The sequence below is a fragment of the Halobacillus litoralis genome, from assembly GCF_009856445.1.
GTDB lineage: Bacteria > Bacillota > Bacilli > Bacillales > Halobacillaceae > Halobacillus > Halobacillus litoralis.
Genome location: NZ_WMFA01000004.1, coordinates 113,114 through 134,075 on the forward strand (window position 1 = coordinate 113,114; position 20,962 = coordinate 134,075).

At 44.7% G+C, this 20,962-nt stretch carries 24 protein-coding genes; 22 read left to right on the top strand and 2 right to left on the bottom strand.

What is annotated here, in order from left to right; all coding sequences use genetic code 11:
* Window positions 1-3: 3 nt before the first annotated feature.
* The 10 genes from GLW00_RS12575 (at window position 4) to GLW00_RS12620 (ending at window position 9,081) form a co-directional block, all read left to right on the top strand.
* A complete protein-coding gene (locus tag GLW00_RS12575; RefSeq protein ID WP_160914569.1) occupies window positions 4-870 on the top strand; it encodes an energy-coupling factor ABC transporter ATP-binding protein in 867 nt (288 codons plus the stop codon).
* A complete protein-coding gene (locus GLW00_RS12580; protein ID WP_160914571.1) occupies window positions 854-1,735 on the top strand; it encodes a nucleoside phosphorylase in 882 nt (293 codons plus the stop codon). Before GLW00_RS12575 ends, GLW00_RS12580 begins: the two co-directional genes overlap by 17 nt.
* Window positions 1,732-2,532 carry an MTAP family purine nucleoside phosphorylase gene (locus GLW00_RS12585; protein ID WP_160914573.1) on the top strand — a complete coding sequence of 267 codons (801 nt, stop codon included), beginning with the start codon at window positions 1,732-1,734 and terminating at the stop codon, window positions 2,530-2,532. Before GLW00_RS12580 ends, GLW00_RS12585 begins: the two co-directional genes overlap by 4 nt.
* Window position 2,533: 1 nt before the next feature.
* Complete coding sequence (locus GLW00_RS12590; RefSeq protein ID WP_160914575.1) at window positions 2,534-3,973, top strand: amidohydrolase family protein; 1,440 nt, start codon at window positions 2,534-2,536, stop codon at window positions 3,971-3,973.
* A 3-nt stretch (window positions 3,974-3,976) separates the two neighbouring features.
* Window positions 3,977-4,579, top strand: coding sequence for a class II aldolase/adducin family protein (locus GLW00_RS12595; protein WP_160911649.1), 603 nt, complete (start codon window positions 3,977-3,979; stop codon window positions 4,577-4,579).
* A gap of 17 nt (window positions 4,580-4,596) precedes the next feature.
* Complete coding sequence (gene mtnA, locus GLW00_RS12600; RefSeq protein WP_160914577.1) at window positions 4,597-5,673, top strand: S-methyl-5-thioribose-1-phosphate isomerase; 1,077 nt, start codon at window positions 4,597-4,599, stop codon at window positions 5,671-5,673.
* 21 nt (window positions 5,674-5,694) lie between these two features.
* On the top strand, window positions 5,695-5,865 hold the full coding sequence (locus GLW00_RS12605) for a DUF1427 family protein (RefSeq protein WP_160911653.1): 171 nt from the start codon (window positions 5,695-5,697) through the stop codon (window positions 5,863-5,865).
* Window positions 5,866-5,891: 26 nt separating this feature from the next.
* Window positions 5,892-8,066: a malate synthase G gene (locus GLW00_RS12610; RefSeq protein ID WP_160914579.1), complete on the top strand. Its 2,175-nt coding sequence runs from the start codon at window positions 5,892-5,894 to the stop codon at window positions 8,064-8,066.
* A gap of 160 nt (window positions 8,067-8,226) precedes the next feature.
* The gene (locus GLW00_RS12615; protein WP_160914581.1) at window positions 8,227-8,523 is read left to right on the top strand and encodes a hypothetical protein; all 297 of its coding nucleotides are present in this window, start codon (window positions 8,227-8,229) and stop codon (window positions 8,521-8,523) included.
* 330 nt (window positions 8,524-8,853) lie between these two features.
* Window positions 8,854-9,081, top strand: a complete 228-nt coding sequence (locus GLW00_RS12620) for a WYL domain-containing protein (RefSeq protein WP_160914583.1) — start codon at window positions 8,854-8,856, stop codon at window positions 9,079-9,081.
* 125 nt (window positions 9,082-9,206) lie between these two features.
* Here the strand turns inward: GLW00_RS12620 and GLW00_RS20515 are convergent, their stop codons facing one another.
* Both GLW00_RS20515 and GLW00_RS12625 read right to left on the bottom strand, forming a co-directional pair.
* On the bottom strand, window positions 9,207-9,389 hold the full coding sequence (locus tag GLW00_RS20515) for a hypothetical protein (protein ID WP_237417523.1): 183 nt from the start codon (window positions 9,387-9,389) through the stop codon (window positions 9,207-9,209).
* A 99-nt stretch (window positions 9,390-9,488) separates the two neighbouring features.
* Window positions 9,489-10,439, bottom strand: coding sequence for a CobW family GTP-binding protein (locus GLW00_RS12625; RefSeq protein ID WP_160914585.1), 951 nt, complete (start codon window positions 10,437-10,439; stop codon window positions 9,489-9,491).
* Window positions 10,440-10,916: 477 nt separating this feature from the next.
* On the opposite strand from GLW00_RS12625, the gene GLW00_RS12630 reads away from it, so the two are divergent.
* From GLW00_RS12630 to GLW00_RS12685, 12 genes are all read left to right on the top strand, one after another.
* Window positions 10,917-11,279, top strand: a complete 363-nt coding sequence (locus GLW00_RS12630) for a hypothetical protein (RefSeq protein WP_160914587.1) — start codon at window positions 10,917-10,919, stop codon at window positions 11,277-11,279.
* 90 nt (window positions 11,280-11,369) lie between these two features.
* Entirely contained in the window at window positions 11,370-11,801 is a 432-nt protein-coding gene (sufU, locus tag GLW00_RS12635; protein WP_202412488.1) for a Fe-S cluster assembly sulfur transfer protein SufU, read from the top strand.
* Window positions 11,801-12,775: a CobW family GTP-binding protein gene (locus GLW00_RS12640; RefSeq protein WP_160914849.1), complete on the top strand. Its 975-nt coding sequence runs from the start codon at window positions 11,801-11,803 to the stop codon at window positions 12,773-12,775. The genes sufU and GLW00_RS12640 overlap by 1 nt, the downstream gene beginning before the upstream one ends.
* Before the next feature lie 54 nt (window positions 12,776-12,829).
* Complete coding sequence (locus GLW00_RS12645) at window positions 12,830-14,032, top strand: GTP-binding protein (protein WP_160914591.1); 1,203 nt, start codon at window positions 12,830-12,832, stop codon at window positions 14,030-14,032.
* 19 nt (window positions 14,033-14,051) lie between these two features.
* Window positions 14,052-14,597, top strand: coding sequence for a dCTP deaminase (gene dcd, locus GLW00_RS12650; protein WP_160914593.1), 546 nt, complete (start codon window positions 14,052-14,054; stop codon window positions 14,595-14,597).
* A 44-nt stretch (window positions 14,598-14,641) separates the two neighbouring features.
* Window positions 14,642-14,911 carry a 30S ribosomal protein S14 gene (gene rpsN / locus GLW00_RS12655; RefSeq protein WP_160911675.1) on the top strand — a complete coding sequence of 90 codons (270 nt, stop codon included), beginning with the start codon at window positions 14,642-14,644 and terminating at the stop codon, window positions 14,909-14,911.
* A 96-nt stretch (window positions 14,912-15,007) separates the two neighbouring features.
* The gene (locus GLW00_RS12660; protein ID WP_160914595.1) at window positions 15,008-15,412 is read left to right on the top strand and encodes a Fur family transcriptional regulator; all 405 of its coding nucleotides are present in this window, start codon (window positions 15,008-15,010) and stop codon (window positions 15,410-15,412) included.
* 94 nt (window positions 15,413-15,506) lie between these two features.
* The gene (locus tag GLW00_RS12665) at window positions 15,507-17,180 is read left to right on the top strand and encodes a metal ABC transporter solute-binding protein, Zn/Mn family (protein ID WP_160914597.1); all 1,674 of its coding nucleotides are present in this window, start codon (window positions 15,507-15,509) and stop codon (window positions 17,178-17,180) included.
* Between the two features lie 164 nt (window positions 17,181-17,344).
* Window positions 17,345-17,644 carry a hypothetical protein gene (locus GLW00_RS12670; RefSeq protein ID WP_160914599.1) on the top strand — a complete coding sequence of 100 codons (300 nt, stop codon included), beginning with the start codon at window positions 17,345-17,347 and terminating at the stop codon, window positions 17,642-17,644.
* Window positions 17,645-18,018: 374 nt separating this feature from the next.
* Window positions 18,019-18,975, top strand: a complete 957-nt coding sequence (locus tag GLW00_RS12675) for a CobW family GTP-binding protein (RefSeq protein ID WP_160914601.1) — start codon at window positions 18,019-18,021, stop codon at window positions 18,973-18,975.
* An 84-nt stretch (window positions 18,976-19,059) separates the two neighbouring features.
* A complete protein-coding gene (locus tag GLW00_RS12680) occupies window positions 19,060-20,073 on the top strand; it encodes a permease (RefSeq protein WP_160914603.1) in 1,014 nt (337 codons plus the stop codon).
* Between the two features lie 7 nt (window positions 20,074-20,080).
* Window positions 20,081-20,953 carry a TIGR03943 family putative permease subunit gene (locus GLW00_RS12685; RefSeq protein WP_160914605.1) on the top strand — a complete coding sequence of 291 codons (873 nt, stop codon included), beginning with the start codon at window positions 20,081-20,083 and terminating at the stop codon, window positions 20,951-20,953.
* Window positions 20,954-20,962 lie beyond the last annotated feature (9 nt).

The window sequence follows — 20,962 nt, forward strand, 5'->3', positions numbered from 1 at the left end:
ACGATGCAACCATACATGTCTGTTAAAAATGTCTCTCATGTTTATCCGAACGGAGTGACCGCGATCAAAGATATCGATCTCGATATCTATGAAGGAGAAGTCGTCGCGATCCTTGGCAGTAATGGCTCAGGGAAAACGACGCTCGTGAAGCACTTCAACGGGCTGTTGACCCCTACGAAAGGTGAAATTACCGTAGGCGGGTTGAACACGAAGAAGGAGAAAATATCGAAGCTCTCAAGCTTAGTGGGGTATGTTTTTCAAAATCCGAACCACCAGACGTTTCTTCCTTCGGTGAGAAAAGAGTTGGAATATGGCTGTACCAATTTGAAAATGTCGGTAAGTGAGACGGAGGAAAGGGTCAACAAAGCCATTGAACTGTTTGAACTGGAAGAGAGGCTTGATGATAATCCTTTTGATTTGAATTCCAGTCAGCGGAAAGAAGTAGCGATGGCATCGATCATGGCGGTTTCCCCTAAAGTAATCGTCCTGGATGAACCGACGACCGGTCAGGACCATAAAGGGTGTAAACGTGTCCTCGATCTAGTGAGGATGTTCAAAGCGCATGGCCACATCGTCGTTCTGATTACTCACGATATGCACCTGATCGGGGAATTGAACTGCCGGACCGTCGTCATGAACCAGAGTAAAAAGATTGCCGATGATCAGGCGGATGTCGTCTTTTCCCACAAAGGCGTAATGGAAGAGGCTGGCCTTCAGCCACCACAAATCACAAGCTTCGCCAATCAATTAACAGATTTGGATGCAAATAAAACCTATTTAACAATCGATTCCATCCTTTCATGGATCAAAGAAAACAAACCAAACAAAGAGAAAAAAGAGGAGGCTGTTCAAATTGGCTCAGGATCTTAAATGGAAAGCAAAAGCAAATCGACCAGAATCAGCAGATCAATCACAATATCACATTCGGTGCCGTCCCGGTGATGTAGAAAAATATGTCTTGCTGCCAGGAGACCCGGAACGTGTGGGACAGATGGCCGAGCTTTGGGATGAGAAAGAACACATCGCCACTTACCGTGAACACGTTACATATACGGGAAAAGTCGGCGGGGTAGGAATATCCGCCTGCTCGACAGGTGCAGGTGGACCGTCAACGGCCAGTGCTTTGGAAGAACTCGCTGAAGTAGGGGCAGAAACCTTCCTTCGTGTTGGGACTTGCGGGGCGATGCAGGAGGATATCGAACCAGGAGACTTGATCATCTGTGCCGGTGCGGTCCGCTATGACGGGACGAGCGATCAGTATGTCGATCAGAAGTTCCCGGCGATTGCCAACCAGGAAGTCGTGATGGCGACAATCGAGGCCGCAGAGAGATTAGGTGTAACCTATCACGTCGGTATCGGCTACACAGCCGCATCCTTCTTCTGTGGACAGGGACGTCCAGGGTACAACAATTATAACCAAAGCTGGATGCACACGATCATGGATGATATGCAGCGGGCCGGTGTTCTGAACTTCGAAATGGAAGCTGCAACGGTTCTGACTTTGAGCAGTTTGTTCAATTTGAGAGCAGGAGCTATTTTTACAGCGGTTGCCAACAGAGTGAAAGATGAATTCGAGTATAAAGGGGAAGGCGTCGAACAATCGATTGCTGTGGCGACAGAAGCGATCAAAATCCTGAGCCACTGGGATCAGCTGAAAAAAGAATCAGGCAAGCCATACTTTTACCCATCCTTATTAACCCAACAATCCAAAGTTGAAGGAGGAAATGTTCTATGAAAATCGGAATTGTCGGAGGCACAGGCTTTTACAATTTAGTGGACGGCATGAAGGAAGTGCAGGTTTCTACAGAATATGGAGATGTCGTTGTCTATGAAGGAGAGCATGCAGGAAAAGACATCTATTTCCTTCCGAGGCACGGGAAATCTCACGACAGTCTTGCCCACCAGATCAATTACCGGGCAAACATGATGGCCTTGAAACAGCTCGGTACAGACCACGTGCTTGCCATGTGTGCGGTCGGCTCTTTGAATCCTGACATCCCGGTTGGAGCACTTGCCCTCCTGGATCAATTTATGGACGTCACGACGAAGCGCATATCTACTTATGATAAATATTCCGTGGAAATCACGCAGCCGTACTGTCCGGACTTGAACGACACGTTCTTAGAGGCAGCCAATCAGCTTGACATGGAAATCACACCAAAAGCGAACTACATCTGCGTGGACGGCCCCCGTTACGAAACGGCATTGGAGATCAACATCTACAAGCAGTGGGGGATGGATGTTGTCGGCATGACGAATGCGACAGAAGCGATTCTGGCAAGAGAACTTGGCATCGCCTATGCGGTCGTTACGATGTCGACAGACCTCGCGGCAGGAACGACGGACGTTCCACCGGATCTTGATACACATAAAAATGTCGTCATTGAGAACCAGGATAAAATTAGAGATCTTTTCCTGAAGACGATTGAACTGGCGACCGATGACAAACCATCGATTGCGCATGAAGCTTATGCAAGAGCTTTGAAAGCCCGTGAAGAAAAGCTCGAAAAATTAGAAGCGACACAGGCATAAAATGAGCCTAGTCATCAGACAGGCGGAATGGATCGACAAGAAAGGTTCAGTGAAGACGGGGGACATTCTGATCAAAGAAGGGAAAATTGAAAAAATTTTCCCTTCTGGGTCTTATCCCGGCAGCGCTGAAACCCGTGAGGTCGATGCCACCGGGCAGTTGATCATTCCTGGCATGACGAATGCCCATTATCACTCGTATTCCAACTTGCTAAAAGGTACCGAAACCGACCTGCCCCTAGAGCTATGGTCATTATATACCGTTGCTTACGGTCATTCCTTAACAGATGAAGATATCTATTTGGCGGTCTTGCTGGGAGCAGCAGAGATGATCCGTAATGGGGTGACTTCCTGTCTGGACCACTTTCCGCACATTCCGAAATCAGAAAGCGCATTGGAAGCCTATCTCGAATCAGGAATGCATGTATCCTTCGCTCCGATGATTCACGATGTGCCGGATCATCACTTTCTTCAATTGGATTTACCTGATGATCTAAGAAGAAAAATGGAAGTCCCACCAAGGTCTTCCGCACAAATGAATGACTTTTACAGCGAGTTGATCGAAAAGTGGCACGGAAAAGAGGATCGCATCCAGCTGACGGTCGGTCCGAATGCGCCGCAAAGATGTACCGCTGAAGCTTTGGAATTATGCGATCATCTCAGCAGAACCTATGACCTTCCTATCCATACCCATCTCTTGGAAACGAAAATCCAAAGAGATTACGGAAGGCGCCATTATGGGGAAGACGGGGTCCTAACACACTTGGATCAGGCCGGCATTCTGGATAACCGCCTCACCGTCGCCCATGCGATCTGGCTGGATGAATGGGAAATGGATCTACTCAAGGAACGAGGCGTATCGATCGTTCATAACCCGGCAAGCAATATGATTTTAGGCAGTGGACAAGCGCCGGTCTTTGATTTTTTACAAAAAGGGTTCCCTGTTGGATTAGGCACTGATGCTTCCAATTGTGGCACGACACACAGTCTCTTTGAAACGATGAAACTCGTAGCCATGGTGCCAAGAATAGGCGAGAGGGATCCAGGGAGATGGCTGGATGCCTCCCAAGTTTTCAATATGGCTACTGGGCAAGGGGCCCTGGTCTTAGGAAATGAAAATCGAAAAGGTGAGATAGCAGAAGATTTTGACGCCGATCTTGTTTTCCTTAACAAAAACACGACAACATGGACGAATACCCATGATGCCGTCACCCAGCTGGTTTTCCATGAAAATGGTTCTTCCATCGATTCCGTCATGATTCAGGGAGAATGGGTGCTGAAAAATAAGCAGATCACATCATATGATGAGAAGCGAGTGATCCAGCGTGTGCAGGAACGAGCAGAAACGCTTCGCGAAAACAGTGCAGAAGCTGTTGCATTCGCAGACAAGCTAAGGGTTCATGTGGAGGAGTTTTACCATCACTTTTATAAACGGGAGGAATGAAAGATGAGCTACGAATTATTGAAAAAAGAACTGCAGCATGTATCCCATAAGGTTTATCAAAAAGGGTTCACCCAGGCGACAGGTGGAAACATCAGTGTAAGAATTCCAGGCACCGACTATGTGCTGATCAAAAGAAGCGGGGTCAGCCTTGGAGAAGTGAGCAGGGAAGATGCCCTCGTTGTCAATATGGACGGAGAGGTCATTGAAGGCCAAGGAAAGCCTTCGAAAGAAATCGGTTTTCACCTTGGTGTCTATAAAGTCCGCCCTGACGTTAACGCGGTCGTCCACTGCCATCCCAACTACGCGATTGGCTATGCCTGCTTAGGAGAAGAGCTTCCTCTTCCTACCGTGACGGCGAGAAAACTTCTCGGACATGTTCCGGTGGCGGACGTCGCACCATCAGGGTCCAAGGAACTTGCGCAACATGTGACGGACGTCTTCACGCAGTACCCGGATATCAAGATCACGCTGATGAAGGATCACGGTGTTTGTTCGGTCGGACCGACGCTTGAAGCGGCTTACAACGTCGTAGATCTTGCCGAAGCAACAGCGAAACAGGCGTTCATCCTAACTCAATTACGTGCAGGTGTACCGGTAACAAACTAAACGGGGAGGGGATTATCATGACTGAAATTCAACAGTTGGTGCAGCGTTATCAAGAAGAAAATCTCGCTCTTCCGATTTGGTTTGAAGAGGGGACGTTGAAAGTCATTGACCAGACAAAGCTGCCTTTTTCTGAAGAGATTATGACTTGTTCCACAGTCGAAGATTTAGGAGAAGCGATTCGTTCCATGCAAATCCGCGGTTCAGGTGCGATTGGCATCTGCGGGGCTTACGGTCTTTACTTAGCAGCCCTTGTCTCTGATGGCGATCCAGAAGCTGTTAAGGAAGCGGGCGTTTTGCTTAAAAGCACACGCCCGACGGCTGTAAACTTGATGAAGACGGTCGATGAAATGATAGCCGCCATCGAGGGGGCTGGGCAGGAGCTCATTCACACAATGGAAACGAAAGCTGTGGAGATTCTGGAACGCCAGCTTGCCTTTGAATATGAACTCGGCCGACATGGAGCCGAGCTGATCGAGGACGGGGATACGGTTATGACGCATTGTCACTCCGGGGCCTTAGGTGGAGCTGGCTATGGTGGCCGGGCTTTATCTGTCATCCGTACCGCCCACGAGCAGGGCAAGAACATCCATGTCATCACTTGCGAGACACGGCCTTATCTGCAAGGAGCCCGCATCACGGCCTATGAATTGAAAAAATTCGGGATTCCACATACGTTAATCACCGATAACATGTCCGCATTCTGTATGAGTACGGGGCGGATCGATAAGGTTGTCGTCGGGTCTGACCGTGTTTCAGCAAACGGGGATTTAGCCAATAAGGTAGGCACGTATATGCACGCACTGGCCGCCAAAGAGCATAATATCCCGTTTTATACAGCCACATCCAGCCATACAATTGATTTCGAAACACCGAGTGGATCCGACATTGAGGTGGAAATGCGTGATGCCAGCGAAGTCACCCACCTGAAAGGTATCGCCATCGCCCCTGAAGGAACGAATGCTCTCTATCCATCGTTTGATATTACGCCAAATGCGTTGATCAGCGGCATCATTACCGAAAAAGGTGTGATCTCGGCGCCTTACTCAACGAACTTGAAGAAAGTGAACTCCAAGAAGGATAAAGTCTCCCAGTAAGTACGGGAAGGAGGAACTCTTATGGTAAAAGAAGCGATTCTCGCATTGATGGCAGGGATCTTCATCGGTGTCGTTTTCAAATTGATTAAACTTCCTTTACCTGCCCCTCCTGTTCTCGCTGGTGTGCTTGGTGTAGCAGGGGTGTATATCGGTGGTAAGATCATCGAAATGCTTTTTATGAGAGTACAATAAAGGAAGATTAGAAGGAGGAAGGACTTATGAGTCAATATGTACAAATCGGAAATTTGAACGTGGACAAGGCCTTGTATGAATTCATTGTTTCTGAAGCTCTTCCAGAGAGTGGGGTGGCGGACGAACAATTTTGGAGTGATTTTGAAACTTTGCTGGATGAATTGACGCCAGTCAACCAATCGCTGCTTGGAGAGCGCGCCGCTATTCAAAACCAGCTGGATACGTGGTACAAGGACAATAACGCTGGTTATGAATTCGAAGAGTACAAAAGGTTTCTCGAGGAAATCGGCTACCTTGAACCGAAAGTGGAGGACTTCAAGGTCACCACGGAAGGTGTCGATCACGAAATCGCTCAACAGGCGGGTCCTCAATTAGTTGTTCCAGTCGATAATGCGCGCTATGCACTGAATGCAGCCAATGCAAGGTTCGGAAGTCTTTATGATGCGTTGTATGGGACAGATGTCATCAGTGAAGAAAATGGAGCGGAGCAGGGGAGCCGTTACAACCCGGTAAGAGGAAAGAAAGTCGTCACGTATGCCAAGGAATTCCTGGACCGGGTCGCTCCTTTGGCAGAAACCTCCCATAAAGATGTGGTTACATACAAGGTGACGGGAGGAGAGCTGAGTGCAACACTCAGCGATAACTCAGAGAGAAGATTGGTCGATCCTGGGAAGTTCAAAGGGTACCAAGGTGTCCCTGAAGATCCTTCTGCCATCCTGCTTGAAAATCATGGGCTGCATGTAGAAATTCAACTGGATCCTGATCACCCAATAGGTAAGGATGATCCGGCTGGAGTGAAAGATGTGCTCGTTGAATCCGCGACTACGACGATCATGGACTGTGAGGATTCCGTCGCAGCCGTCGATGCCGAGGACAAGGTGCTCGTCTATCGAAATCTGCTTGGTCTCATGAAAGGGGACTTGACCACTTCCTTCAATAAAGGGGGCAAAGAAGTGACGCGTCATCTTCAACCTGACCGCAGTTACACCACTCCTGAAGGTGGCGAAAGGGTGCTCAAAGGTCGTTCACTGATGTTCATCCGCAATGTCGGCCACTTGATGACAACCCCAGCGATTTTGGATAAAAACGGAGACGAAGTGCCGGAAGGGATCGTTGATGGTGTCGTGACCTCTCTCTTAGGTAAACATGACCTGCTTCAAAATGGGAGATACCAGAACTCCGTTGAAGGATCCATATACATCGTCAAACCAAAAATGCACGGTTCAAAAGAAGTGGCTTTTGCGAATACCCTTTTCAACAAGATTGAAGACATCCTTGGCCTGGATCGCCATACCATTAAAATCGGGGTGATGGATGAAGAGCGCCGGACGACGCTTAATCTGAAGAACTGCATTCATGAAGTAAAAGAACGGATCGTCTTCATCAATACAGGCTTCCTTGACCGGACAGGGGATGAAATCCATACCTCCATGGAAGCGGGAGCGATGATTCGAAAACAGGAAATGAAAACATCCACCTGGTTGCAGGCGTATGAACAGTCCAATGTCAATGTAGGAATTGAAACTGGACTGATCGGCAAAGCTCAAATCGGAAAAGGGATGTGGGCCATGCCTGAGTTGATGAGCAACATGATGGAGCAAAAAGGAAGTCAGTTGAAAGCAGGGGCGAACACTGCCTGGGTACCTTCTCCAACGGCAGCCTCCCTCCATGCGCTTCATTACCATGAGATCAATGTAAAAGCGATACAGGAAAAGATTCTTGAGAATATCACAGACAACATCGACGACATTCTCCAAGTGCCTGTCGCCTCTTCGACCAACTGGAGTGAGCAGGAAATCCAGCAAGAACTTGAAAACAATGCCCAGGGAATTCTCGGATACGTGGTACGCTGGGTGAACCATGGCGTCGGTTGTTCCAAAGTCCCTGATATCAACAACATCGGCTTGATGGAAGACCGTGCGACACTAAGAATCTCCAGCCAGCATATGTCCAACTGGCTGCATCACGGGATTGTCACCGAAGAACAGGTCGAACAAACCTTGAAAAAGATGGCCAAGGTCGTAGATGAACAAAATGCTCATGATCCCGAGTATAGATCGATGGCTCCTGATTATGATCAATCGATTGCTTATCAGGCGGCGAGAGACCTGATTTTTGAAGGGACAGAACAGCCGAACGGTTATACCGAACCGATTCTGCATCAGCGGAGAAGAGAGCTGAAGGAAAAGGTTTATATCTAAAGAGAAGGAAAAGCTTAAGGCTGTTTACAGCCTTAAGCTTTTTTTGTGAACGTTACATTTTCCTCACTGTAAAGAGAGTAAACGACTGTTATTTTTCTTGAAAGGAGCATCATATAGTGACTTTTAGTAAATATTAGAGGTTGAAACAGGAGGTGAATGCATGAAAATCAAAGGACCGATTTTATTAGGCATTTTAATTGCAGCTATTTTGAACGGTTGCGCTGGTAACGAACCAAATGAACCAGAAGATGTAAATTACCAGCCGACACGTTATGACCAGGACGACCAGAGAAACCGTTTAGAGATAGATAACGGCGAGGATACGAGGCCTGATGTTGATTACCCGATCATCGATCATCAGGATCAGGAAATCGATTTTGGTAACCGGGAGATTGACCTTGAGGAACCTTTTGATAGGAAAAACAATCATGACGATAACCGGGAAATGGATGAATAACTGATACAAAATACCTCGTTGTACATCAGAAATTCCCTGGCCTCTGCCAGGGACTATCTTGTCCTGTCTACTTTTTTAAAAGTATTGTTCGTTGTCATTTTTGAGCTCGAAAAACTTTAAATTTATTCGATCAACCACTTCATTTCATCTACTTTAGGAGAGGGTCTTATTAATCATACTTAACCTTCCGTTCGCTTCTCCCCAGAAGTTCATCCTTAGTTTTGCGCATGATTATAGACCTTCATTTACCAGTTTACTTCTAATGCGCGTGTGGTAACATATACATAATTAGAACAAACGTTCGTATTTTTGTTAAGGAAGTGATCATCTATGAATGGCGTATTGAGAAGGGGTTTAGAGGAGAAGCAACAACTGGAACTCATCTACATGGCTGACAAAGGGAAAATCTCACAGCGGGTCATCCGCGTAGTATCCATCAAAGAGGAGACTGTCCTTGCTTATTGTTACACCCGAAAGACGGTTCGCTCATTCAAGCTCGCCAATATTTTGTCGGTAACCCCTTATAAAAAGAGGGAGCGCTATAAAAAGACACCTTGAAAACCTGGCATCGAAATATGTTGAATGTACGGTTGCTCTAGCGGAAACTAGAGGAGGTACGTTAGGGTCGTTGAGATTTGCAAGAAAATAAGTATGTAAAAAAAGAACCACAAAATAGTGGTTCTTTAGTCTTTCATGGATCCTGCCTCACGCGATGTCATGGCCCCTATCCCTGCGCTTACATCTTTTTGAATTTCCTGCTTTACTTTATTTGGATCTGTTCCGGAATGTCCTGGCTTTAATGATTTCGGATCCTCTATTCTTCCTTGTCCGACCTCGGTTCCTGCCTTTGTCTGGTTCTTTGCCACTACCAATCACCTCCATACTTGTAGGTTTAGCGACAACTCAAAAAATAATCACGCGTATCAACCTGAGGGATGAGTGGTTCTTAAATGAGAAACACAGGCCTACTGATCTTGTGTACTTGAATGTACGGGAGAAGATTTTTTCTCTACCTCTCTCAGTTCCTCATTCAAAGCTGCATGATCAAGGTCATCACCAATAAACACTAAATTGTTTTCCAAATTTAGAGGAGAAGGGGTGAAACTTGGCATCCCATAAGCATATTGAAAAAGTTGAGTTCCTGGTTGACCTGTAAGTCGTAAATATCCCTTAATACGATAAATCTGCTCAGGCATGGATTTCAAGAAGTTTTCAAATCGTTCCTGGTTGACGGGAGAGGAGAATGTATGAACATATGTCTTAATATGAAGATGGTCGATCGTTTGTTCTTTTTCATGCTCACGTCTTTGTTGACCCTCTATATTTGAAAAAGTATCCCAGGGAACTTGAGCGTGCTTAGCTGCAAGCACCTTACCACCAGGGTTTATTTCATTTAATTCTCTCATCAATTTCTCTTTATTTCGTATAGTGAGCTGATCTGATTTATTCAGAATGACAAGGTCTGCATGCTTGACTTGTTCTGTAATCAGCTTTCTGAGTGGGATTCTGAGGTTATGCCGTCCCGCCCAACTATTGGGATCGACCATGGTTATGATCGAATTCACTTTAACTTTATCGGATAAAAGGGGAGTTAAACACGCATCTAATACCTCAACCGGGTGTGCAACACCTGTCGTTTCTATATAGAGCACATCCAGATCATGATGGTAGAGGATATCCGAGATTTGAGTTTCCAGTTTATCAGAAAGAGTGCAGCAGACACAGCCGTTTAACAGTTCTTTTAAAGGGGTGCCCTCAGGCAATGACTGGGTATCGATCGGCAGTTCGCCTGCTTCATTCATAATCACGCCCACTTTTCGTCCTCTTTGATATTCTTCTTCCAGTATTCTCTGCAATAGCGTTGTTTTTCCTGAACCTAAGAAACCAGAAAGTATGTGGATTCCGGTGTGTGCCAATACATAAACACTCCTTGTAAAGTAAGTATTAGTGTCTTGCTAGTTCACATCATTTGTCATCCGTAAATTATTTTAATAGTAATGATTACGAATATTTGTGAAGGCTTACATTTTAACTTCATTTAATGAAAGATGCAACATTTTCACCCCTTTGTATTTACCCACGAGAGAGTAAAAGGGAAGGAAGAAATTAAATAATAAATCAATTTATGCTTGTCCTCATAGAAATTAAGTGATACATTATTCTTTGTAAGTTAAATAGTAATCATTACGATTAAAAACAAAATAGTGAGTTGCGATATAAGAGAGCTTCCTTACATGAAAATATTATCGATCATTGCTTATTTATATCCCAAATATGTATGAAATCACTTGAGCCCATTCACAGAAGAAATCCAGTAGGAAATGTACTCGATCCACCCAGAAAAATTGAAACAGACAAGGTACATAAAGAGATTCGAATTCGGAGGTGAAACGATGAGTGATTATTTACTTAAAATACTAACGGACCATATTATAAGTACCCTGCCACAAAAGCAGCGGGATCTATATAAATATGTCATTAAAATGGAGGATGACATGGTAGAAGAAGTTGATTCCGCAGGAGAATTTATAACCCGTCTTAAAATTGAATCTCCTCATAAGCTTGCAGCGGACCATTTTGAATTAACTTTATTTGAATTATTGCAGGTGATGAAAGAGATCGAGGAGGAAGTCGCTCGACAGCTTCCCTCGAAGATGGACGCTGTTAAATTCATCGATTGTACAGACTCTATTCATGCTGACTTGAACGTAAAAAAGGAACAAAAACTTTATTTTGTATCACTTCCACATTCGTAAAACTGGATCAATCAGAGGAGAAAATAGGAGCTCTGTAATTTTATGGGGCCGTCTACGCTTACGATCATAAAGAGTAAGGAGGTTATGATCATGTTGGATGATCTTTATCGTAAAATTGTAATGGACCACGCCAAATACAAACGAAATTATGGAACGATGGACGGAGAAAGAGATATTCATAAAATTCATTATAAAAATCCCACCTGCGGAGATATGATGGTCTTATATTTAAGCGTAAGGGAAGGGGGAATTGAGGATTTATCTTTCGAAGGCGAAGGCTGCAGCATTAGTATGGCTTCATGCTCTATGATGACTGAGCTTTTGAAAAAACATACCGTGGAGGAATGCCTGAAGAAGAGACGTTCTTTTGAACGCTTAATAAGGGAAGGGCACCGGGAGGATGAGATTGATTTAGGGGACGCCGCATCACTCCAGGGTGTACATAAATTACGTGCCAGACATCATTGTGCACTTATGCCTTGGCAAGCCCTTGATCGATGGTTGGAGGAGCAAAAAACATGATGGAGATGGATACAAGAATTCCTGTAACCATCGTGACGGGGTATTTGGGATCGGGAAAGACCACTTTCCTTAATCATCTGCTCAAGCATACAGAAGAAAAGACAGCACTCATTGTGAACGAGTTTGGAGATATAGGGATTGATGATCAGCTCATTGAACAAACGAAAGAAGAAATCATCGAAATAAACAGTGGCTGCATTTGTTGTAATGTACGCAAAGATTTAATTGATACCTTATCCATGCTTGCTATATCTAGGGACGAGAAAGTGATTGAGTTTGACCGTGTGATTATTGAAACGACAGGACTCGCTGATCCTGCTCCTGTTGTGCAGACATTCCTGATGGATAAAGAAATGGTCGAAGATTACTTCATCGATGCGGTTTGTACATTGGTTGATGCGAAGCATATTTCCAGACACTTGGATCAACAGGGGGAAGCTATCAATCAAATCGCTTTTACCGACGTTGTCCTTGTCAACAAAGTGGATTTGGTAACAAAGGAACAGCTCACGGATCTGCGAAAAAGATTGGTACGCATCAATCCCACCGCCTCTCAACACCTCTGTGAAAGCAGCCGTATTTCACCGGGTGAAGTTCTTGGGATATATTCCTTTGACTTGCAGGAAAAATTGAGAGCACATCCAGATTTTTTGAACAGCCATCACCATTCCCATGATGATGAAATATCTTCTTTGGCTCTTCGGGAAGTGAAGCCATTGAATTTGAAAAAGCTAAACCTTTGGTTATCCTTTCTCGTTCAAATTCAGGGAGAGAATTTATACCGTTACAAAGGGGTTTTGAACATTGAGGGAAAAGAGAGACGCTTTGTTTTTCAAGGTGTTCATATGCTTTTTGCAGGCGAGGAAGCTGGTTCGTGGGGAGATGATGAGCGGGTAAGTGAGCTTGTATTTATTGGAAAGAACTTAGATAAAAAAAGTCTTACGGAACAGTTCCAGCAGTGTGTGACGGAGTAGAAATTTTTTTACACAGTTTTAAATCGTAATCATTACTTTTATAGGAGGGTAACAATGGAGAAGAAAATACCAGTCACGGTCTTGAGTGGTTACTTAGGTTCAGGAAAAACCACGTTACTCAATCATCTATTAAACAACCGCGCTGGACTTAAAATCGCTGTCATCGTCAATGACATGAGTGAAATCAATATCGACGCAGACTTAGTAGAGAAAGGCGGCCATTTTTCCAGAGTGGATGAGAATTTGGTCGAGATGTCCAATGGCTGCATCTGCTGTACGTTAAGAGAAGATTTATTGATCGAAGTGGAAAAGATCGCAAAAGCCGGGGATGTGGATTATATCGTGATTGAGTCAACAGGGATCAGCGAGCCTGTGCCAGTTGCTCAAACCTTTTCTTATATCGATGAAGAGCTCGGAATCGACCTTACCCAGTTCTGTCGCTTGGACACGATGGTAACGGTTGTGGATGCTTACCGGTTTTGGCACGATTATGAATCCGGGGACCGCCTGTTGGACAGAAAGCAGGCCGTAGGGGAAGAGGACGAACGAAATCTGGCGGATCTGCTGATCGACCAAATTGAATTCTGCGATGTGCTCTTATTAAATAAATGTGACATGGTGACGAAGGATCAACTGGATGCATTGACTAGAGTGGTGCAGACATTACAGCCGGATGCGGAAATCATCCCAACAACGTTTAGTGAAGTCGATCCGGAGAAGATTTTAATTACGCATCGCTTTGATTTTGAAAAGGCGAGTCAATCGGCTGGCTGGCTCCAGGAATTGATGGCAGGCCCCGAGTCTCATACACCGGAAACGGAAGAATATGGGATTCAATCTTTTGTATATAAGAGAAGGCTTCCTTTTCATTCCAAACGCTTCTACGATTGGATCAGCCGGATGCCGACTTCGATCGTACGGGCTAAAGGAATTTCATGGTGTGCCACAAGGAATGATCTGGCGCTTCTATTATCACAAGCAGGTCCATCGGTTTCCATAGAACCGGTCTCCTACTGGGTAGCTGCCCTCCCGAAAGAACAAAAAGACCGTACGATTATGCAAAACCCGGATGTGTTGAACGATTGGGATGTGGAGTATGGTGATCGAATGACCAAGCTGGTCTTCATTGGAGTGGAACTTGATAAGAAAACGATTACCAAAGAGTTGGATGAGTGTTTGGTAACGCCTGAAGAGGCGGACATGGAATGGTCGGAGATGGAAGATCCCTTTAACTGGGAAGTCCGATCCTACCAATGAAAATGAAGAAGGTGACAACATGATACTATCCCGTGAGTCTATACGGAACAAGGTGGAGAAAGAGGAGTTGGGCATTGATCCATTTATCCTGGATCATGTTCAGCCTGCTTCTGTTGACTTAACACTGGGCAGGCACTTTATGACAGTGGACGAACATAGTACAGGGCAACTGTCTTTCAAACAGAAAGCTTCCTATCGCGATATCTATATCGGCCATAATGAATCCATAATTATCCCTCCTCATTCATTTATTCTTGCGACGACGAAGGAATGGGTGAAATTACCTGATGATCTCACCGCATTTGTCGAAGGGAGAAGTTCCATCGGGAGGATGGGGTTGTTTGTGCAGAATGCAGGCTGGGTGGATCCGGGATTTGAAGGACGCATCACGCTGGAATTGTTCAATTCAAATCGGTGCCCGATTGAATTGACGGAGGGATGGAGGATCTGTCAACTCGTTCTTGCCCAGATGAATCGACCGACGAACGCCTATCAAGGTAAATATAGGGGTCAATCCAGTACAACAGCTAGTGCCGTATATCGAGATAAAGAGAATCATTTTTAAAAATTTTAAATCGTAATGATTATCATTAAAGGAGAGCATACAGAATGGCTAAGAAATCTAAAGTAGCAAAAGAGAAAAAAAGACAGGAGATGGTAGCGAAATACGCGGAACTTAGAAAAGAGCTGAAAGCCAAAGGAGATGATGAGGCACTTCGAAAGCTTCCTCGTGATTCCTCTCCCACACGTTTAACAGGGAGGTGTGAAGTGACGGGAAGACCGCGTGGCTATATGAGAAAGTTCAAGATGTCCCGGATCGCCTTCAGAGAATATGCACATAAAGGTCAGATTCCCGGGGTGAAAAAATCAAGCTGGTAAGTGACCAGTGACCGGCCTTCTGTCCCTGATGAAGAGCAGGTGGATCAGGATTATGATATGAGCCACGGATATCTAATGAGTAAAGGGTGAAGTCTATTGGACTTACAAACAGCCATTTATACCTTAAAAGAAAAAGGATATAAACGTACAAAACAAAGAGAGAGAATGCTGAAGATTTTCATCGATCAGCATCATTATCTGGCAGCTAAAGATGTCATAAGGGACATTCAGCAATATTTTCCTGGTGTCAGCTATGCCACCGTTTATAAAAACCTTTATCTTTTAACAGAGGAAAAACTATTGGAAACCATAGAGATGAATAGGGAAAAGCATTTCCGGCTTGCGCGTCCGGGCCATAAGCATCTCTTTATTTGTAAGGCATGCAGGGAAACGAAAGATATAGACCTTTGTCCGATGGAACTCATCAAGAATGATTTGGAAGGGTATGTTATTGAAAATCACAAATTTGAAGTTTGTGGGATCTGTCCTCAATGTCATTGAAGTGACAGGGAGCGCATATTAAAAGTAATGATTACTATTTACAAATAGTAATGGTTACGATAATATCAAGTGTGGAATAGAAGGAGGAGAACAAATGTTTAAGAAATTTTTAGGATTATTCAGTTTATGTTTCGTGATCTTTACCATGGCTGCATGTAATGGGGAAGAGGCAAGCAGTGATGAAAGTGAAAAAGAAACGCAGGATTCAACGGAAGAGATGAAGGTGTTTACGACGGTTTATCCCCTTCAGTTTTTCACAGAACAAATCGCTGGAGATTCAGCTTCAGTAGAATCTATTCTGCCACCGGGAACCGACCCGCATACTTATGAACCAACGACGAAAGAAATGATAGAAATCGCTGAATCGGATGCTTTCATATATAACGGTGCAGGATTAGAGCCTTATGCGAAGAAAATCTCTGATTCTATCGAGTCGGAAGATGTTCAAATTCTCGAAGCATCCAAAGGCATAGATTTAAAAGATCACAGTCATAACCACGGCGAAGAAGATAGCCATGACGACCATGCTCACGGTGAGGACGGCCATGCCGACGAAGAAGGTAGTCATGACGAACATTCCGGTGGTGAAGGTAGCGACGAAGAGGGACATGAGGGGCATCATCATGGCGACCAGGACCCTCACGTTTGGCTGGATCCGATCCGTTCCATTGAAATGGCCGAACATATTAAAGATACGCTAGTTGAAATAAACCCTGAACAGGAAGACGTATTCCTAGAAAATTTTGAGACGTTGAAAGAAGATCTTGAACGTTTAGACGAAGAGTTCCATACGAAGATGGAAAGCCTGCCTGGGAATAAGATTATCGTATCCCATGCCGCCTATGGCTATTGGGAAGAAAATTACGGAATAGAGCAGGTGGCGGTGTCTGGACTAAGCCCTGCGAATGAACCTTCACAGAAGGACCTGGAAAATATCGTGAAAACGGCTGAAGAAAATGGCTTGAATCATGTCCTTTTCGAACAGAATGTCACCCCTAAAGTAGCAGAAGTTGTACGCCAGGAAATCGACGCCGAAACGTTACGCATCCATAACTTATCTGTCTTAACAGAAGAAGATCTTGAAAATGATGAGGATTACTTCAGCCTCATGAAGCGTAACTTAGAAGTCCTTTCAACCGCTTTAGCGAATCCTTCGGCAGCTTCAGAAAACACGGAAGAATCTGAGGAGCACGATCATGACCACAGCCATGAACATGGGCATGACGAAGAAGCGCAGAAAATTTATGAGGGCTATTTTGAAGACAGCCAAGTGGAGGACCGAAAACTTTCCGATTGGGAAGGAGACTGGCAGTCGGTGTACCCACACCATAAAGACGGAACGCTTGATGAAGTCTATGCTCATAAAGCAGAAGAAGGGGACAAGACAGCGGAAGAATACAAGGAATATTATGAGCAGGGGTATAAGACAGATGTGAATCGTATTGATATTCACGGAAAGACCGTCACTTTTTATGAAGATGGAAAAGAACGATCCGGGGAATATGTCTCGGATGGGTACGAAATCTTGACTTACGATAAAGGCAATAGAGGGGTAAGATACATCTTCAAACTGGAGAAAGAAGCGGAAGGCCTTCCAACGTATATTCAGTTCAGTGACCACAGTATCTATCCAACCAAAGCGGGTCACTATCACCTCTACTGGGGCGATGACCGTGAGGCTTTGCTTGAGGAAGTGACCCACTGGCCGACCTACTATCCATTAGATATGGATGGACAGGAGATTGCCCATGAAATGATGGCCCATTAGAAGGCTATTCTGTTTAGAGTGACTGTTCCAGCTGATTTAAAGAGGAATGGGAAAAGCTGAAGATTGAATACGGTCTTCAGCTTTTTATTATCCACACATAGGAATCAATCTTAAGAGGTAGTCAAGGATCTATTAAAAAAACTGGAGTATGGAGAACGATAGATATGAAGCAGAGTCGTAAACTGATCGATTTCGCGCGCAGAACCGATTTCAACATTCCCGTTGCATGGAGGAAAGAATTACAGATCGAGGACGGGATGACCGTCACGTTTAACATCGAAAATCAGTGCATCATGATTAAGCCAGCCTACAGTAAAACCCTTGATGTGATGAGTACAGTGGGAAGAAAAGGACTGATTTATGTTCCAAAAGAAATCCGCACCCACTTTGAACGGAAAGGGTTGAAACGTTTCTCTATTCTTATGGAAGAAGGAGAGAGGGCTGTGATCATGCAACCGTTATAACAATAAGGAAAAACTGAGGGGTGTATCAGAGAGCTTGTTATAAATTCCAGAAGAGTACTCTTTCTGTCATTTCCAGTGTGGACGCATGCCGTTTTCATATAGGAAAATCTTGAAAAGAGCGAACCATCCTGCCATGGTTCGCTCTTTTTGTTATCTCCAGCTTATGAGCACTCGAGGATTTTTCATTAGAGTGTAACTATCCATGTACAAGGGACCTATGATCATCCATCGGACTGAATCCACTCCCATTGAATAAGGCCTCCGGCAAAATTTTAAGAAAAGCCATGTTCCATACGCATATTTTTCATGTTCAACTAGTAGATTGTTAGAAATAGTAACAATTACGATTTATTGAATGGAGGAGGATGTTCGACGTGCCCATACCGACTTATATGATAAGTGGCTTTTTAGGTAGTGGAAAAACCACCGTCTTATTAAAAATGATAGAAGAATGCGAGAGGAAGAACCGACGGGTAGGCGTGATTTTAAATGAACTGGGAGAAGTAAATATAGAAAAACCTCTCTTTCAGAAACAAAACGTGAAAGAACTATTAAACGGCTGCATATGCTGTACTATCAAAGAGGATTTAGAGACGACGTTGGATGAATTTATACTAGAGGCGCAAAAGAATGAACTGGATCTTTTGATCATTGAAGGAACAGGCGTTTCCAACCCTCTCGAAGTGAAGAAAGTATTAGAGAATCCTATGTATTCGTCTCATTTCCGTTTGTATTCGATGATTAGTTTGATAGATTCCAGTACCTTTTTAGAGTATCAGAGTGTGTTTTCAAGCACGGCGGATATAAGGAAACTGCTGGAAGAACAGATCACCAGCGCTGATCTCATTCTATTAAATAAACAGGACCTGACCAAAGGGAAGACGTTAAATAAAACCATCATGAAAATCAAGGGTCTTACAGGGGAGTCCGTCCCAATCTTTCAGACATCCTATGGGCGTGTCCCATCTCTGGAGTTATGGAAGAGACGAATCCAACCTTCTATCCAGTCTTCAGCGGAAAGGAGAGAAGAGGAAGGTCATTCCCATCACCACTCCGGGTTGCGTGCCGTGAAGCTCGAGCCCGTACCAAAGATGAAGAAACGAGAGTTGGAGAGTTGGTTGAGCCACTTACCTGAAACCATCTTAAGGGGAAAAGGAGTCGTGAACCTTGAAGGTCATGAAGGCCTTTATTCCTTTCAATTTTCCTCCAACATGCTCGAGTTTGAGAAGATTCAACATCCAGCAGGCATACACCCGGCTATCATTTTGATTGGTGACCAGCTCCAGCGAACAGAACTCATGCACAGCTTCAGCCGGTTAGGGAAGGTCTGAAATTGGTGAAGCAGCTAAGACGATGCAGAATGGACGCTCGAAGATAACAGTAGAACGAGAAAAAGTACGGGATAGGAGGAAGCTATGACTTTTAGGCTTTACAACACAGTATTGGATGTGACAGCCGTTTTAGCTTTTGTTATGGTTGCTTATTTTGTTACGTATAGTCAATGGCTTGGAAAGAGTGCTTCTATGATCCTGCCCGATTCCTTCAACCAGCTGAACACGATCTTCCTCAGCCTCATCATTGAGGCCATACCTTTTGTACTCATTGGTGTTCTCATTGCCGGATGTATTCAAATGTTTATTACAGAAGAACATGTGAAGCGGTGGATCCCCCAAAATAAGTACCGGGCGATCCTGATGGGCTGTTTGGTGGGATCTGTTTTTCCCGCCTGTGAATGTGGCATCGTCCCCATTGTCCGCCGGTTAGTAGCAAAAGGAGTGCCCTTGCCAGCGAGTATCGGATTTCTTCTGACGGGACCATTGATCAATCCGATTGTCATTTTATCGACGTATATGGCCTTTGGGAATGATATGAGAATGGCAGGGTTACGGATGGGCGTGGGTTTTGTTGCGGCGCTGCTGATCGCCCTCTTCATCAGCACTTTATTCAAGTCCAACCAGCTCAAACATTCGGTTTCCGGTTTGTATGGTTCTGAAGGGTCCCCGCAAACAGAAGTATCGTTCATGAAAAAGCTAAAAGGAATGTGTGTCCATTCGATTGACGAATTTTTCGATATGGGAAAGTACTTAATCATTGGTGCTTTCGTTGCTGCCTTTGTTCAAACGTATGTACAAGCCCAGTCCCTCTTTTTGTTCGGCGAAGGATTGATGGGGGCGACGGTCGTCATGATGGGACTTGCTTTCGTGTTGTCCTTATGTTCAGAGGCGGACGCTTTTATCGGAGCTTCCTTCAGCAGTTTGTTTCCTTCCGGTGCTGTTTTAGCCTTCTTAATCTATGGACCTATGATTGATTTGAAAAATACCATCATGTTGTTGAGTGTGTTCAAGTCCAGGTTCGTGTTCACATTGTTCCTTTCCATCACGGTCATTGTTTTCGTTTGTACGATCACTATATCTATGGTGGGCAGGTGAGTAGGCGGTGCGCTTTCACTTTTATCAATTCATGAAACTGATCCTATTAGCCGCCTTCGCTTTTTTCCTTATCCAATTGCACCATACCGGGGAGATTGTGAAATTGATCAACCCCAAATATGTCCTGATGAGTCAGGTGGCCGCAGGTGTGATCGTTCTTCTGTTCTTCGTCCAGCTGGGGAGAGTATGGCAGGGGAATAGCAGTGAACATGCCTTCTGTGCTCCCGGGTGCACAGAGGACCATGATCACAGGCAGTCGTATGTAAAAAGGTGGGTGAGTTATTTGGTTCTCCTTTTTCCTTTATGTACAGGATTTGGATTGGAGCTCACCTCCCTGGATGCTACGATTGCCAAAAATAAAGGTTCCCTTCTCCCACAAGGAGGAAATGCTTATCAAGAGGAAGCATCATCGAATCCACCGACTCTCGATGAGAACAAGCCGATCCCCAATACCAACTATTTGACGGATGAGGAATATGAACAGAAAATGGGTCTTCTCAACGATGAAGTGATTGAAATGAACGAAGATATTTTCGCTTCGTATTATCATGAAATAGAAGAAAATCTCCATCAATATAAAGGGAAAACGATACAAATGAAAGGTTTTGTGTACAAAGAAGAAGGATTGGATCCCAATCAGCTCGTTGTGGCAAGGTTTCTGATCACCCACTGCGTGGCCGATGCCAGGGTCATTGGATGGTTGAGTGAATCGGACGAAGCCGTAAACTTTGGTGTAGATACGTGGGTGGAAGTGCGTGGTGTGATTGATGTTGGTGAGTATAATGGTGTCGAACTTCCAATCATTCAGATAAAAGAAATCACCCCTATCCCTGAGCCGACCAATCCTTACATTTTCCCTATTTTGACGAAGGTTCTTTAATGTCCGTCT

Coding starts and splice junctions, on each gene's coding strand:
- GLW00_RS12645 (WP_160914591.1), top strand. CDS start 12,830: ATGGAGAAGAAAATACCAGTCACGGTCTTGAGTGGTTACTTAGGTTCA.
- GLW00_RS12590 (WP_160914575.1), top strand. CDS start 2,534: ATGAGCCTAGTCATCAGACAGGCGGAATGGATCGACAAGAAAGGTTCA.
- GLW00_RS12665 (WP_160914597.1), top strand. CDS start 15,507: ATGTTTAAGAAATTTTTAGGATTATTCAGTTTATGTTTCGTGATCTTT.
- GLW00_RS12680 (WP_160914603.1), top strand. CDS start 19,060: ATGACTTTTAGGCTTTACAACACAGTATTGGATGTGACAGCCGTTTTA.
- GLW00_RS12620 (WP_160914583.1), top strand. CDS start 8,854: ATGAATGGCGTATTGAGAAGGGGTTTAGAGGAGAAGCAACAACTGGAA.
- mtnA (WP_160914577.1), top strand. CDS start 4,597: ATGACTGAAATTCAACAGTTGGTGCAGCGTTATCAAGAAGAAAATCTC.
- dcd (WP_160914593.1), top strand. CDS start 14,052: ATGATACTATCCCGTGAGTCTATACGGAACAAGGTGGAGAAAGAGGAG.
- GLW00_RS12615 (WP_160914581.1), top strand. CDS start 8,227: ATGAAAATCAAAGGACCGATTTTATTAGGCATTTTAATTGCAGCTATT.
- GLW00_RS12610 (WP_160914579.1), top strand. CDS start 5,892: ATGAGTCAATATGTACAAATCGGAAATTTGAACGTGGACAAGGCCTTG.
- GLW00_RS12670 (WP_160914599.1), top strand. CDS start 17,345: ATGAAGCAGAGTCGTAAACTGATCGATTTCGCGCGCAGAACCGATTTC.
- GLW00_RS12595 (WP_160911649.1), top strand. CDS start 3,977: ATGAGCTACGAATTATTGAAAAAAGAACTGCAGCATGTATCCCATAAG.
- GLW00_RS12640 (WP_160914849.1), top strand. CDS start 11,801: ATGGAGATGGATACAAGAATTCCTGTAACCATCGTGACGGGGTATTTG.
- GLW00_RS12605 (WP_160911653.1), top strand. CDS start 5,695: ATGGTAAAAGAAGCGATTCTCGCATTGATGGCAGGGATCTTCATCGGT.
- rpsN (WP_160911675.1), top strand. CDS start 14,642: ATGGCTAAGAAATCTAAAGTAGCAAAAGAGAAAAAAAGACAGGAGATG.
- GLW00_RS12575 (WP_160914569.1), top strand. CDS start 4: ATGCAACCATACATGTCTGTTAAAAATGTCTCTCATGTTTATCCGAAC.
- GLW00_RS12585 (WP_160914573.1), top strand. CDS start 1,732: ATGAAAATCGGAATTGTCGGAGGCACAGGCTTTTACAATTTAGTGGAC.
- sufU (WP_202412488.1), top strand. CDS start 11,370: ATGTTGGATGATCTTTATCGTAAAATTGTAATGGACCACGCCAAATAC.
- GLW00_RS12630 (WP_160914587.1), top strand. CDS start 10,917: ATGAGTGATTATTTACTTAAAATACTAACGGACCATATTATAAGTACC.